Source organism: Microbispora sp. H10830, from assembly GCF_014161375.1.
GTDB lineage: Bacteria > Actinomycetota > Actinomycetes > Streptosporangiales > Streptosporangiaceae > Microbispora > Microbispora catharanthi.
On the sequence record NZ_JABBWX010000002.1, the window covers coordinates 430,393 to 443,320 of the forward strand.

At 72.2% G+C, this 12,928-nt stretch carries 12 protein-coding genes; 7 read left to right on the forward strand and 5 right to left on the reverse strand.

Annotated features, from left to right (window positions below):
* The first annotated feature begins 4 nt into the window (after positions 1–4).
* Entirely contained in the window at positions 5–1,240 is a 1,236-nt protein-coding gene (locus HHX35_RS06775; protein ID WP_182898023.1) for a YbfB/YjiJ family MFS transporter, read from the forward strand.
* Between the two features lie 176 nt (positions 1,241–1,416).
* Entirely contained in the window at positions 1,417–2,397 is a 981-nt protein-coding gene (locus HHX35_RS06780) for a GlxA family transcriptional regulator (RefSeq protein ID WP_182898024.1), read from the forward strand.
* A 95-nt stretch (positions 2,398–2,492) separates the two neighbouring features.
* Here the strand turns inward: HHX35_RS06780 and HHX35_RS06785 are convergent, their stop codons facing one another.
* A complete protein-coding gene (locus tag HHX35_RS06785) occupies positions 2,493–4,736 on the reverse strand; it encodes an MMPL family transporter (RefSeq protein ID WP_182898025.1) in 2,244 nt (747 codons plus the stop codon).
* Between the two features lie 266 nt (positions 4,737–5,002).
* Here HHX35_RS06785 and HHX35_RS06790 point away from each other — a divergent pair, with 266 nt between their 5' ends.
* The 3 genes from HHX35_RS06790 to HHX35_RS06800 all read left to right on the forward strand — a co-directional run bounded on the left by HHX35_RS06790 (position 5,003) and on the right by HHX35_RS06800 (position 8,329).
* Entirely contained in the window at positions 5,003–5,485 is a 483-nt protein-coding gene (locus tag HHX35_RS06790; protein WP_182898026.1) for an NUDIX hydrolase, read from the forward strand.
* Positions 5,486–5,558: 73 nt separating this feature from the next.
* Positions 5,559–5,783: a DUF342 domain-containing protein gene (locus tag HHX35_RS06795; RefSeq protein WP_139573863.1), complete on the forward strand. Its 225-nt coding sequence runs from the start codon at positions 5,559–5,561 to the stop codon at positions 5,781–5,783.
* Between the two features lie 140 nt (positions 5,784–5,923).
* Positions 5,924–8,329, forward strand: coding sequence for a LuxR C-terminal-related transcriptional regulator (locus HHX35_RS06800; protein ID WP_182898027.1), 2,406 nt, complete (start codon positions 5,924–5,926; stop codon positions 8,327–8,329).
* Here the strand turns inward: HHX35_RS06800 and HHX35_RS06805 are convergent.
* The 3 genes from HHX35_RS06805 to HHX35_RS06810 all read right to left on the reverse strand — a co-directional run bounded on the left by HHX35_RS06805 (position 8,292) and on the right by HHX35_RS06810 (position 10,297).
* Positions 8,292–8,840 (reverse strand): ATP-binding protein, encoded by a 549-nt coding sequence (locus tag HHX35_RS06805; RefSeq protein WP_182898028.1) that lies wholly within the window; start codon positions 8,838–8,840, stop codon positions 8,292–8,294. The genes HHX35_RS06800 and HHX35_RS06805 overlap by 38 nt on opposite strands.
* On the reverse strand, positions 8,837–9,028 hold the full coding sequence (locus tag HHX35_RS42520) for a DUF5999 family protein (protein ID WP_139573866.1): 192 nt from the start codon (positions 9,026–9,028) through the stop codon (positions 8,837–8,839). The genes HHX35_RS06805 and HHX35_RS42520 overlap by 4 nt, the downstream gene beginning before the upstream one ends.
* Before the next feature lie 165 nt (positions 9,029–9,193).
* Positions 9,194–10,297 carry an FAD-dependent monooxygenase gene (locus tag HHX35_RS06810; protein ID WP_182898029.1) on the reverse strand — a complete coding sequence of 368 codons (1,104 nt, stop codon included), beginning with the start codon at positions 10,295–10,297 and terminating at the stop codon, positions 9,194–9,196.
* A 134-nt stretch (positions 10,298–10,431) separates the two neighbouring features.
* Between HHX35_RS06810 and HHX35_RS44525 the strand changes: the two genes are divergently transcribed.
* Both HHX35_RS44525 and HHX35_RS06820 read left to right on the forward strand, forming a co-directional pair.
* Positions 10,432–11,448: a GntR family transcriptional regulator gene (locus HHX35_RS44525; protein ID WP_310738924.1), complete on the forward strand. Its 1,017-nt coding sequence runs from the start codon at positions 10,432–10,434 to the stop codon at positions 11,446–11,448.
* 113 nt (positions 11,449–11,561) lie between these two features.
* On the forward strand, positions 11,562–12,023 hold the full coding sequence (locus HHX35_RS06820) for a PPOX class F420-dependent oxidoreductase (RefSeq protein WP_182898030.1): 462 nt from the start codon (positions 11,562–11,564) through the stop codon (positions 12,021–12,023).
* A gap of 21 nt (positions 12,024–12,044) precedes the next feature.
* On the opposite strand, the gene HHX35_RS06825 is transcribed toward HHX35_RS06820, so the two are convergent.
* Positions 12,045–12,872 (reverse strand): AraC family transcriptional regulator, encoded by an 828-nt coding sequence (locus tag HHX35_RS06825; protein ID WP_310738925.1) that lies wholly within the window; start codon positions 12,870–12,872, stop codon positions 12,045–12,047.
* Positions 12,873–12,928 lie beyond the last annotated feature (56 nt).

Genomic DNA, 12,928 nt, shown 5'->3' on the forward strand with positions numbered 1-12,928 from the left:
TCGCATGCGTCCTGTCGATCACCCTGGCGCCGTCGCCCAATCCCCGTCCCCCGTCGGCGCGTCACCCGCCCGGCCGGCCCTCACCGCGCTCGGCCTGGCCGCGGGGCCGGTCGTCGCGCTCGGCTTCACCCGCTTCGCCTACGCTTTGCTGCTCCCTGCCATGCACGAGCGGCTGCACTGGTCGTACGCGCAGGCGGGCGGCATGAACACGGCCAACGCGCTGGGTTACATCATCGGCGCGGCCACGGCCGCCTTCTGGGCGCGGCGGCTCGGCAACCGCGCCGCGTTCCTGTGGGGTCTCCTGGTGAGCGCGCTGTCCCTGTGTGCGACGGCCGCCACAGCGGACTTCCCCGCGCTGCTCGTCCTGCGCTTCGTGGGGGGACTCACCACGGCGGTCGCGTTCGTGGTCGGTTCCGCTCTCGCCTCGCGTGTCGCGACCGGCGCCGGCCGCGGCCGCGCGGCGCTGCCGGTCGCGATCTACATGGCGGGCGTCGGCGCGGGCGTGGTGATCTCCGGGTTCGTCGTGCCGGCCGCGCTGTCGGCCGGGCAGGACGCGGGCTGGCGGCTCGGCTGGCTGCTGATGGGCCTCGCCTCGGTCGTCGCCCTGCTGCCCGCCTGGCTCGGCGCCCGTGCGGTCGGCGAGCCCACCGGCCCGCACGCGACCCTGCTCACCGCCGGCCAGGTGCGCCGCCTCGCCCCCACATTGGTCTGGTATGCGCTCTTCGGAGCCGGATACGTCAGTTACATGACGTTCGCGGTCGCACTGCTGCGCACCCAGGGGCTGGGCTCCTCGATCGTCGCCGTGTTCTTCGTCGTGCTCGGTGCGGCATCGGCGGTCGCCACGCTGGCGGTTTGGGGCCACCTCACGGGGCGGCTCCGCGGCGGGCACGCCCCCGCCCTCGTCGCCGCGCTGGTCTTCCTCGGCGTGCTGCCCGTGCTGCTCATGACCCCCGGATCGGCCGCCGCGCTGCTGTCGGCCGTCGTCTTCGGTGCGGGCTTCATGGCCGGCCCGACGGCCGCCACCGTGATCGCCCGGCGGATGCTCCCCGCGCACGGCTGGACGGCGGGCATCGCCCTGCTGACCGTGGCCTTCTCGCTCGGCCAGGCCGTCGGACCCCTCGTCTCGGGGTTGCTGTCCGACAGCCAGGGCGGCATCGCCCGGGGCCTGTGGCTGTCGGCCGTGCTGCTCGTCCTCTCCGCCGTCGCCGCCCTGTTCCAGCGCGAGCACACCCCGTCCTGACCACGTCCCACACCTCGGAGAAACCCCATGTGCACCCGAGTTCTCGCCGCGGTCGACGGCTCCGCCCGGGCCGGCCGCGTCGGCCACGAGGTCGAGCTGCACACGCCGACCTCGCTCCTCCTGGTGGTGTGAGATCTTCGACGGAGGTGAGGAGCGGGGTGGCGCAGACTGGACGCATGGGCGTCCGGACGGGGGTGGGCCACTGCGTGGTCGTCGTCGTGTACGACGGCGTCCGGCTGCTGGACGTGACCGGCCCGCTCGAGGTGTTCACCGTCGCCAACGAGCACGGAGCGACGTACCGGCTGCGGACCGCCTCTCCTGGTGGGCGGGACATCAGGACCAGCGGCGGCGTCCGGCTCGGTGCCGACCTGGCGCTGGAGGACCTGACCGGGGAGGCGCCCGACGTGCTGCTCGTGCCGGGCAGCCCGGACGTCGCGGCCACCGAATGCGACCGGGCCCTGCTCGAACAGGTCCGCCGGCTGTCGGAGCGGGCCGGGCGCACGGCATCGGTGTGCGCCGGGGCCTTCGTCCTCGCGGCGGCCGGGATCCTCGACGGCCGCCGGGCGGCCACCCACTGGGACCTGGCCGACCGGCTGGCGCTCACCTACCCCCGCGTGACGGTCGACCCGGACGCCATCTTCGTCCGGGACGGCCGCGTCATCACCTCGGCCGGGGTGACGTCCGGGATCGACCTGGCGCTGGGCCTGGTAGAGGAGGACCACGGCGCCGACCTGGCCCGTACGGTGGCCAAACACCTGGTGGTGTTCATGCAGCGGCCGGGCGGCCAGTCGCAGTTCAGCGTGCGGCTGCGTTCCGGGGGCAGGCGCGACGAGGCCCTGCGGCCGGTACTGGACGCGGTGACCGTCGACCCTGCCGCGGACCACGGGCTGACCGCGATGGCCGCCCGGGCGGGGCTGAGCGTCCGCCAGCTCAGCCGCCTGTTCAAGGGGGAGACGGGCATGACCCCCGCCCGGTACGTCGAGCTCGTCCGGGTCGAGACGGCGCGGGGCCTGCTGGAGGCCGGGAACGATCCGCTCGACGTGGTCGCGCGCCGCGCCGGGTTCGGCTCGCCCGAGACCATGCGGCGGGCGTTCGTCCGCGAGATCGGCGTGCCGCCCGCCGCGTACCGGTCGCGCTTCCGCACCACCGGCGCCTAGCGCCGCGTTGGCGGCCGGGAAGCGGCCGGGAACACGGTGCCGGAACGGTGCCGGTGTCATGGACACGGCACCGTTCCGGCGCACGGGCCGGAGTGTCAGACGAGGGCGGGGACCCGCTCTTCCGGGGCCTCCTCGGCCACGTCGTCGCCGTGCGACAACCGCGGCAGCCAGTCGAGCCAGCGCGGCAGGTACCAGTTCCAGTCGCCGAGCAGCTTCATCGTCGCGGGCAGCAGCACCGCGCGGACGACGGTGGCGTCGATCAGCACGGCCGCCGCCAGGCCGATGCCCAGTTGCATGAACGTCAGCAGCGACAGCGTGGCGAACGTCGCGAACACCGCCACCATGATGAGCGCGGCGCTGGTCACCACGGCCGCCGTGCTCCTGATCCCGAACGACACGGCGTCCTCGGTGCTCATGCCCCTGTCGTACGCCTCCCTGATCCGGCTGAGGATGAAGACGTGGTAGTCCATCGACAGCCCGAAGAGGATCACGAACAGGAACAGCGGCAGCCAGTTGGTGATCGTCCCCGTCGAGTGGAAGCCCAGGAGGCTCTCGCCGTACCCCTTCTGGAAGACCAGCACGAGCACGCCGTACGCGGCGGCGACGGACAGCAGGTTGAGCGCGATGGCCTTGACCGCCACGACGAGTGAGCGGAACGAGACCAGCAGCAGCACGAACGCCAGCAGCAGCACGAACCCGAACACGAGCGGGATGCGGCGCATGAGCTGCTCGTTGAAGTCCATCGAGCCGGCCGTGTTGCCGGTGACGTGGGCGCCGGGCAGCGTGGCCGGGACGACCTCGTCCCGCAGGGTGCGGATCGCGTGCTCGGAGACCTCGTCCGCGCCGGTGCCCTTGATGCCGACGCTGATCTTGGCCACCGTCCTGTCCGGGTTGACGGCGACGGCGAAGGGCTCGTTGGCCTCGCCCGTGGCCAGCGCCCGCCGCCTGAAGTCCTCGATCTTCGCGGTGAACGCCGGCGTCGTCACGTCGGCCGCCTTCACCACGATCACCGCCGGCTCGTTCCCGCCGGGGAACGCCTTGTCGATCCGCTTGAACGTCTCGGCGATCTGGTAGTCGCCCTGGAGGTCGTCGATGGTCTGGGCGCCGGTCTTCAGGCCGAAGGCCGGGACGGCCAGGGCGGCGAGCAGACCGCCGGCGAGGACGACCGAGATCAGCGGGTGCCGCAGCACCGGCTCCATGATCGCGCCCCACATCCGGCTCTGGCCGCCGCGCACACCGAGGACGCGCCGCCATGTGACCCGGCCGCCGGTGAGCACGCGCGCCGTGCCGTGGATCAGGCGGGCGTCGATCTTGTCGCCGATCAGCGAGAGCAGCGCGGGCAGCACGGTCAGCGAGCCGGCGACGGCAGTGAGCACCACGAGGATCGTGCCCTCGGCGAAGCCCATGAAGATCCCGTTGCCGGTGAGGAACATGCCCGCCATGGCCACGATGACGGTGATGCCGGAGATGAGCACGGCGCGTCCCGACGTGGCGGCCGCGATCTCGATGGACCGCTTCTTGTCGCGGCCCTTCGCCCGTTCCTCCCTCGCTCTCATGATGAAGAAGAGGCTGTAGTCCACCCCGACGGCGAGGCCGATCAGCAGCATGACGTTGCTCGTCGCCGAGTCGACGTGCAGGAGATGGCTGGTGAGGGCCAGCAGGCCGGTGGCCGCGAAGATCGCGGTCATCGCCAGCGCGACCGGGACGACCGCCGCCAGCAGCGCGCCGAACGCGGCGAGCAGGATCCCGAGCGTGATGGGCAGCGACAGCTGCTCGGCGCGGACGAAGTCCTCGTCGATCGCCTCGCCGATCAGCTTCGCCGAGCTGGCCGCGCCCGCCTCCTCCACGCGAAGGCCGGGGTGCGCCCCCTGCACCCTGGCCACCGCGTCGAGGACCGGCTGGATCCGTTCCTCCGCCGTGCCGCCGTCGCCCTTCATGTCGAACTGGACCAGCGTCGTGCGCCGGTCCTGCGTCACCGGCGAGGGCTCCTTGTCGTACGGCGTGCGCACGTGCTCGACCTGGCCGGTGGCCTCGACGGCCCTCTTGACGTCCTCGACCGCCAGGCGGAAGGCCGGGTCCGTCACCGTGAGCGTCCCCGTGCGGGACTGGACCAGCACGACCTCGCCGGCGACGTTCGCGAAGCGCGCGCCGTCGAGGATCTGCTCGGCCTGGCGCGAGTCGCCGTTCGCGGACTCGTAGCCGCGCATCTCCGCCGTGCCCACGGCGTTGCCCGCGATCGTCGCGACGGCGACGAAGCCGACCCAGACGAGCAGCGCCCACCACCGATGGCGTGCGCTCCAGCCGCCGATGGTGGCGGCGATGTTCCTGCGGCGTCCCATGACCTCCCCTTTTACGTCTGCTTCGACGGTAGGGAGCGATCACGGGCGGGACATCGGGCGAGCAGACCAGATTGGGCGTACTGCCCGGGGCGTACGCCCTCCTCCGCGCGATCTAGGGGACATCCCCTACTGGGGGTTCGAACTCATGGAGGCAGGGCCGGGAGTCCGGCGGGTCGGCGAGCGCGTGCACGCCTGCGCGAATACGTTCGGTGTCCATGTGCCGATCCGGATAGGTCCTAGGCTCAGGGCATGCGATCGGAGCTGCGATGATCCCGGCGGACACCTTCTACGCGGGGCTGTTCAAGGTGGCCGCCGCGGCGGCCGGTTTCCTCACCGACTCCTCCGGGCGGGTCCTGCTCGTCAAGCCGGGCTACCGTGACCACTGGGGCTGGCCGGGCGGCCACATCGACGAGGGCGAGTCGCCAGAGGCCGCCTGCGGCCGGGAGCTGGCCGAGGAACTGGGCCTCACCCGGCCGGTGGGCCGCCTCCTCGTGGTCCAGTGGGTGCCGCCGCTGGACGACCGGCCGATCCCGCTGGTCCACTTCCTGTTCGACTGCGGCATGTTCGAGGAGGGGACGGGCGAGACGGGCGTGGTCCTGCAGGAGGAGGAGCTGGACGACTACGGGTTCTTCACGGCGGAGCAGGCCGCCTCTGTCATGCCGGCCTACCTGGTGGCGCGCCTTACGGCCGCACAGCGGGCCCGCGCGACCGGCGAAACCGTCTATCTCCCTGCCGCCGTCGCCGAATAGTTTCCCGTCCCCGTGGAATGGGGTGGACGAACGCGCCATGGCGAACGTGAGTGACGCAACGGGACGGTGAGGCATGGACGATCCGGAGCTCAAGAAGGAGCTCGACGAGGTGGACGCCCAGATCGAGCGCCTGCGCGAGGAGACCAAGCAGATACGCGAGGAGATCGGGCAGAGCTGGGACGCGCCCACGGACATGGCGGAGAAGGCCACCCTGCTGACCAACGTCGAGCAGCAGGAGGCGCTCATCGACGACCTGCAGCTCAGGCGCGAGCAGATCCTGCGGCGGATGAAGGGCTGAGCCCGCCCCGGGGTGCCCGGTCGGGCGGGACGCCTCGACGAGTGGGACAGGGCGCGGCCGGAACCGCGTTTGTACGCTGGTATGTGCCACGACGTAATGGCGTACCGGACGACGGGGGCGGCGTGGACGTCATGACCGCTATGCGAACGAGAGTTGTCAGGGGGGAACCGGCCGGGCTGCCCGCGGAGGTGACCAGCTTCGTGGGGCGCCGGCACGAGCTGGCCGAACTGAAGCGCCTGCTGGGGACCTCGCACGTGGTCACGGTCATCGGCGTGGGCGGGGTGGGGAAGACCCGCCTCGCGCTGCGGGCGGCCGAGGAGGTCCGCAGGAGCTTCCCCGGCGGCGTACGGCTGGTCGAGCTGGCCGCGCTCGAAGATCCCGACTTGCTGGCGCAGGCCGTGGCCGAGGCGCTGTCGGTCAACGAGCATTCGATCCGGTCGCCGCTCGACGCGCTGGTCGAACGCCTGCATGGCAGGCAGACCCTGATCGTGCTCGACAACTGCGAGCACGTTCTCGCCGAGTGCGCGATGCTCGTGGACACGCTGGTCCGCGCGCTTCCCGAGCTTCGGGTTCTCGCCACCAGCAGGCAGGCGCTCGGCATCGACGGCGAGCGGATCGTCGAGCTCGCGCCCCTGTCGATGCCCACCCCGGGCGGCGATTCGGCGGTGCCGCTCGCCGAGTCGGACGCGGTCCGGCTGTTCGCCGAGCGGGCCGCGTCGGTCGTCCCCGGGTTCGAGGTGACGGAGGAGAACGAGGAGGCGGTGGCCGAGATCTGCCGCCGGCTCGACGGCCTGCCCCTGGCGATCGAGATGGCCGCGGTACGGCTGCGCGCCCTGTCGGTGCGGCAGGTGCTGGAGCGGCTGGACGACCGGTTCCGGCTGCTCACCGGTGGGTCGCGGGCCGCGCTGCCCCGGCAGCGTACGCTGCGCGCGCTGTTCGAGTGGAGCTACGAGCTGTGCACCGAGCAGGAGCGGCTGCTGTGGCAGCGGGTCTCGGTCTTCACCGGGGGCCTGGACCTGGAGGCGGCCGAGCAGGTGTGCGCGGGCGACGGCATCGCCCGCGAGGACGTGCTCGAACTCGTCGCGGGGCTGGTCGACAAGTCGGTCCTGCTCCGCCGGGAGTCCGAGGGGGTGGTCCGCTACTGCCTGCTGGACACGGTGCGGCAGTTCGGCCGTGAGCTGCTGGCCGCCTCCGGGGACGAGGCGACGCTGCATCGGCGGCACCGCGACTACTACCGGAAGATCACCTCACGGGCCTGGGCGGAGCTGTTCAGCGCCGCCCAGCAGTCGTGGGTGGAACGCCTGCAGCGCGACCACGCCAACCTCCGCAAGGCCCTGGACTGGTCGCTGCGCGAGCCGGGAGAGGCCGAGACGGGCCTGGCGATGACCGCCGAACTGCTCTACCACTGGAGCGGCTATCACCTGTCGGAGGGGGCCGGCTGGTTCGACCGGAGCCTGGCCGCCGCGACGGAACCCGGCGAGGTGCGCGCCCACGCGCTGTGGGCGGGCGCCTGGATCGCCCTGCTCAGGGACGACTGCGCCACCACGCTGGCCCGGCTGGAGGAGGCCACGGCGATCGCCGAGCGGCTCGGGCTACGGGTGACGCTCGGCTACATCGCGTTCCTGTCCGGCATGGCGGCCGTGGCCGGGGGCGATCTGGAGGGCGGCATGCGGCGGTACGAGGAGGCGGCGGCCGCCCACCGGGCCGTCGGCAACCCCATCGGTCTCGCGCTGGCCCTCAACCGGCTCGCCCTGGCCAACGCGTTCCTCGGCCGTCCGGTCGCCCGCGATCTCGCCGAGGAGTGCGTGGCCCTGTGCGATCTGTACGGCGAGGGCTGGCACCGGGCGTACGCGCTGCTGGCGCTGGCGATCGACGCCTGGCACCGGGACGACATGCGCGCGGCCTGCGAGATCGACAACGAGAGCCTGCGCTACAACGCGGCGGTGGGCGACCAGCTCGGCATGGGCATGAACCTGGAGGCCCATGCCTGGTTCGCGGCCGGGGAGCAGAAGTACGAGCGGGCCGCCCGGCTGCTCGGCATCGTACGGACCTTCTGGCCGGCCGTCGGCGCGCGGCTGGCGGAGTTCCGCTACATGAGCCGCTGTCACGACGAGTGCGAGGCGGCCACCCGAGAGGCGCTGGGTGAGCGCGCCTTCCAGGCCGAGGTGTCCCGGGGCGCGGCCCTGACGCGGGAAGAGGCGCTGGGGTTCGCCCTGCTCGAACGGGCGCCCGCCGCCCGCGGGCCCGCGCCGTTCGAGGGCCGGATCGCACCGCTGACGCGCAGGGAGACCGAGATAGCGCACCTTGTCGCCGAGGGACTGAGCAACAAGGACATCGCCGGCAGACTGGTCATCTCCCAGCGCACCGCGGAGGGCCACATCGAGCACATCCTCGACAAGCTCGGGTTCAAGTCGCGCGCCCAGGTCGCCGCCTGGGTGAAGGAACGGCTGAGCGAGCGCGGGGACGGCCTCGCCGCGGACGGCGCGGACGGCCCGGCGAGCGGGCCGGTCAGCGAAAGGCGTAGGCCGGCAGCTCGAACCACATGATCTTGCCCTGGCGGGTGCGCTCCGCGCCCCAGCAACAGGCCAGCGAGTCCAGCAGCCGCAGTCCGCGCCCGTGCTCGTCGGCGGCGGACGGCCGAGCCATCTCGGGCATCCCGCCGTCGCAGTCCTCCACCTCGCAGCGCAGCAGCCCCTCGACGGCCGACAGCCGTACGACGAGGTCGCCGCAGCAGGTGTGGCACAGCACGTTCGTGACCAGCTCGCTCACGAGCAACTGCGTCACGTCGGACAGGTTCTCCATGCCCCAGGCGCTCAGGCGCTCGCCGACCAGCCGCCGGGCCCGCCCGACGGAGGTGGCGTCGGAGGGCAGTCGCCAGGACGCCGCCTCGACGTCGGGGTCGTCCACGATCTGGATCGCGAGGTCGCCGACCCGCTGCCGCAGCGTCTCCCAGCGGTGCCGGACCGCGGAGTGCCGGCGCTGCGGGGCATCGGGCGCGTCGCCCCCCTGGGCGGATGACAGTGATTCGTCCCGAACGGGACAGTAAAGCAGGCTCATGCGGCACACCCCAGAGACGCGCGAGCCGGGATGCTGCGACCGTCAGGCATGAGCTCACCGCTATCGTCGAAGAGCACCACGCCGTTGCAGAGCAGTCCCCATCCCTGCTCCGGGTGGAAGGCGATCAGACAGGCCGCGTCGCGGTCGGGTGCGTCCGCCGGCGGGCACTGCGGGTAGTGCTGGCACATGATCGGTCCCCCTGAACTCTCATGCACTCTTTGAGACGTTTTCAGACTGCCTTCTCGCCTCTTGGGGTGGGGAGGGGGAAAACACCCGTATCGATACCTGTTCGAGGCATACGTACGTAGTGGGTGGTAGCCGGGTCGACGGAGGGTAAAGCGCCTCGCGGCTCCTTACCCGTCCAGGGAGATCGCGTCCTTGGCTCGATCGACCGACTCCTCGGAGGCCCCACGGCCCGGGTTTTCCGTGGCCAGCGCCTGGTTGAGCGCCACGAAGGGCCGCATCCGCCGCTCGTAGCTGGCGAAGGCGGCCTCGTGCGCGCCTCCCGCCGCCGCCAGCTCGGCGGCCAGCACGTACGCGCCCACGAGGGCGAGGCTCGTGCCCTGGCCCGACAGAGGGGAGGGGCAGTAGGCGGCGTCGCCGACGAGTGAGATCCGTCCCGACGACCACCGGTCCAGGTGGATCTGGGCCATCGAGTCGCAGTAGAAGTCGCTCGCCTCCTCCATGCCCTTCAGCAGCCTCGGCGTCTCCCCGCCCGCGCCCGCGAACGCCTCGGCCACGGCCGCCCGCAGCCGTGCGGGGTCATGGTGGTCGAGCGGCTCGGACTGGAAGCCGAGGGTGATTCGCAGCTCGGTGTTGCCCCGGACCGGGAAGACGCCGTACCCGCGCTCCCCGTCCTGCATCCAGACCTGCCAGTCCTCCAGCCCGAGGAAGTTGTCCATACCGAAGACGGCCAGGTAGGTCCCCAGGTGGTGGACGAACTCCCGCTCGGGCCCGAAGGCCAGCCGCCGGACCGTGGAGTGCAGTCCGTCCGCGCCCACCACGAGGTCATACCGGCGCGGCTCGGCGTGCTCGAACCGGGCCAGCACGCCCTGCTCGTCCTGCTCCAGCGCGGTGATCGAGTCGCCGAACAGGAACGTGACCTCTCCGCGCGTCCGCTCGTACAGCAGGCGGGTGAGGTCCTCGCGCAGCAGCTCGATGTCGTCGTTGTCGAGACGGCCGCTGCTGTAGGTCATCTCCTCCGAGCGCATGATCTCGTTGCCCTCGCCGTCGTACACGGACATGCCGCGGTGGCCGGTGCGCAGGCGCCGCGCCTCGTCGAGGACGCCGGTGCGGCCGGCGACCTCCAGTGCGACGCCGCGTATGTCGATCGCCTGCCCTCCCGCGCGGAGGCCGGGCGCGCGCTCCACCACGGTCGGGGCGAAGCCGTGGCGGCGCAGCCAGGAGGCGAGTGTGATCCCCGCGACACCGGCGCCGGAGACGAGCACGTTGGTCATCGAAGCTCCCTTGGGGGTGTGGATGCCGTATGCGGTGAATGTACGGTGTAAGCACAAGCCGTGCAAGCTGGGATTATGAGGAGATTTTGTACTAGGACAGATAGGTTGTGTTCTAGTACAGAGAGGAGATCGACGTGACGCCGCCGTACGCGAGGATCGCCGCCGACCTCAGGCGCAGGATCGTCGAGGGCGAGCTGGCGCCCGGCGACCGGGTGCCCTCGACCCGGCAGGTGGCCGCGCAGTGGGGAGTCGCGCTCGCCACCGCGACGAGGGCGCTCGCCGAGCTGCGCAGGGAAGGGCTGGTCCGGGCCGAACCCCGCGTCGGCACGGTCGTCGCGGAGCCACCCCCGGCCCTCCCGTCCCCGCCGGGAGCCGCCGCGCGGCCGGGAGATCGGGCGCGCCTCACGGCGCCGCCCTCACGCGACGCGGAGGCGGCGCGGCGGCGGCCCGGCGCGGGAGCCGAACGCGAACTGACCCGCGAGCGGGTCGTACGGGCGGCCATCGAGATCGCCGACGCCGAGGGGCTGCCGGCGCTGTCGATGCGCGGTGTGGCGGCCCGGCTCGGGGTCGCGGCCATGTCGCCGTACCGGTACGTGGGAGGCAAGGACGACCTGATCCTGCTCATGGCGGACTCGGCCTTCGGCGAGCTGGGCTATCCCGGCGATCACCCCGAGGGCTGGCGGGAACGGCTGGAGATCGCGGGCCGGACGCTATGGGCGATCTTCCGGCGGCATCCCTGGCTGGCGCAGCTCAGCCCGCTCGGCAGGCCGCTGGCGCTGCCCGGGCTGACCGTGCACGCCGACTGGGCGCTGGCCGCACTCGACGGCCTCGGCCTCGATCCCGCGACCGTGCTCGACGTCCACATCCTGCTCTACAGCCACGTGCAGGGCCTCGCGATCAACCTGGAACGCGAGGCGCAGGTCGCAGCGGCGACCGGACTGTCGGAGGACCAGTGGATGGACGTCCAGGGACCGGCGCTGAGCGCCATCGCGGGGTCGGGGCGCTACCCGGCCTTCGCCAAGGTCATCGGCGAGCTGGGTGAGGACGGGTACGACTTCCGCCTCGACGACCTGTTCGAGCTCGGCATGCGGCTCCTGCTCGACGGCGTCACCTGCCTGGTGGAGCGGAGCGTGCCTCCGAACGGTGATTAAAGTGGCCGCATGAGTGAGCGTAGCGAGCGAATCAATAGGCACAGCGTCTGGCGAAGTGCTGGATTGCGCGCCTCCGGCACGACCGAACTCCGAGCCGGAGGCGAGGAGCGAGCATGAGTCCGAGGATCGCGACCGCCGAGACCGTCTCCCGTGAGCAGTTGCTCGACTTCGTCCGTGATCGCCACCGGGCGATCCTGATCACGACGAGACGCGACGGCGGCCCCCAGGCGTCCCCCGTGACGTGCGGAGTCGACGCCGAGGGCCGCATCGTCGTGTCGACGTACCCCGAACGCGCCAAGGCCCGCAACGCCCGCCGCGACCCGCGCGCGAGCGTGGTCGTGCTGTCGGACGACTTCGACGGGCCGTGGGTGCAGGTGGACGGCACCGCCGAGGTGCTCGACCTGCCGGAGGCCCTGGAGCCGCTGGTCGAGTACTACCGCTCGATCTCCGGGGAGCACCCCGACTGGGAGGAGTACCGCGCGGCCATGGTCCGCCAGGGCAAGTCGCTGGTGCGGATCACCCCGGAGTCCTGGGGGCCGGTGGCCACCGGCGGGTTCCCGCCCCGCCTGGCCTGAGGCACGTGCGCGGCGCCGGGGTCAGACCGGTACGGCCGCCCGGTAATCTCCCGGGCTTATGCCGTAACAGCGGACGAACCACCGGGTGAGGTGGCTCTGGTCGGCGAACCCCGCCTCGGCCGCCGCCTCGCTCAGTGAACGGCCCTGCGCGATCAGCCGCCGGGCCGTACGCAATCGGAGCAGGCGCTGGTAGTCGCTGGGCGCCATGCCGTACACGACACGGAACGCGCGGTAGACCGCGAACCTGCTGCGCCCGGCTACGGCGGCGAGGTCGTCGGCGGTGACCTCCGCGAGGGGGGCGTCCTGAAGGCGGCTCCGCACCCGCTCGGCGATGCGGCGGGCGTCGGCGGAGGTGGCCTCCCGCGCCCGCACCGGCCGGGTGGCGGCCCGCCGGACGATCGAGGAGACGACGGCGGTCAGCAACTCATCGCGCCGGAGGGCGCCGGCGCCTGCGAGCAGGGCCGTGTGCAGCGCCCTGAGCCCGGCCGCGAGCACCGCGTCGCGTACGACGGGGCGGGGAAACAAGGGCGGTCCCGTCTCCCGGCCGGCCAGGTCGCCCAGCACGCCGGTGACCAGCTCCGGCCCGATGTGAATGATCCGGTAGGTGAACCCGAGGGCGTCGGCGGCGTGCCCGTCGTGCGGGTCGTCCGGATTGAACGCCATGACCATGCCCGTCACGCTGGTGTGCGCGGCCCCGCGGCAGGTGAACGCCTGGTTGCCCTCTTCGGTGACGCCGAAGGAGTACGTCTCGTGGCTGTGCCGGTGGTAGACGTGCCGGGCGAAGTGGGCGTGCATCGCCTCCAGCGACCGGTCCGGGGAGCGCCAGTATCGGGACCAGTCCTGTGCCACAGCACCATTGTGCGCCGATCGGCGGCGCACGAGCGTACAAGACCGCCCGTGCACGC

Bases quoted from the DNA above. Each gene is read 5' to 3' on its own strand.
- HHX35_RS06775 (WP_182898023.1), top strand. From the start codon at position 5: ATGCGTCCTGTCGATCACCCTGGCGCCGTCGCCCAATCCCCGTCCCCC.
- HHX35_RS06780 (WP_182898024.1), top strand. From the start codon at position 1,417: ATGGGCGTCCGGACGGGGGTGGGCCACTGCGTGGTCGTCGTCGTGTAC.
- HHX35_RS06785 (WP_182898025.1), bottom strand. From the start codon at position 4,736: ATGGGACGCCGCAGGAACATCGCCGCCACCATCGGCGGCTGGAGCGCA.
- HHX35_RS06790 (WP_182898026.1), top strand. From the start codon at position 5,003: ATGATCCCGGCGGACACCTTCTACGCGGGGCTGTTCAAGGTGGCCGCC.
- HHX35_RS06795 (WP_139573863.1), top strand. From the start codon at position 5,559: ATGGACGATCCGGAGCTCAAGAAGGAGCTCGACGAGGTGGACGCCCAG.
- HHX35_RS06800 (WP_182898027.1), top strand. From the start codon at position 5,924: ATGCGAACGAGAGTTGTCAGGGGGGAACCGGCCGGGCTGCCCGCGGAG.
- HHX35_RS06805 (WP_182898028.1), bottom strand. From the start codon at position 8,840: ATGAGCCTGCTTTACTGTCCCGTTCGGGACGAATCACTGTCATCCGCC.
- HHX35_RS42520 (WP_139573866.1), bottom strand. From the start codon at position 9,028: ATGTGCCAGCACTACCCGCAGTGCCCGCCGGCGGACGCACCCGACCGC.
- HHX35_RS06810 (WP_182898029.1), bottom strand. From the start codon at position 10,297: ATGACCAACGTGCTCGTCTCCGGCGCCGGTGTCGCGGGGATCACACTC.
- HHX35_RS06820 (WP_182898030.1), top strand. From the start codon at position 11,562: ATGAGTCCGAGGATCGCGACCGCCGAGACCGTCTCCCGTGAGCAGTTG.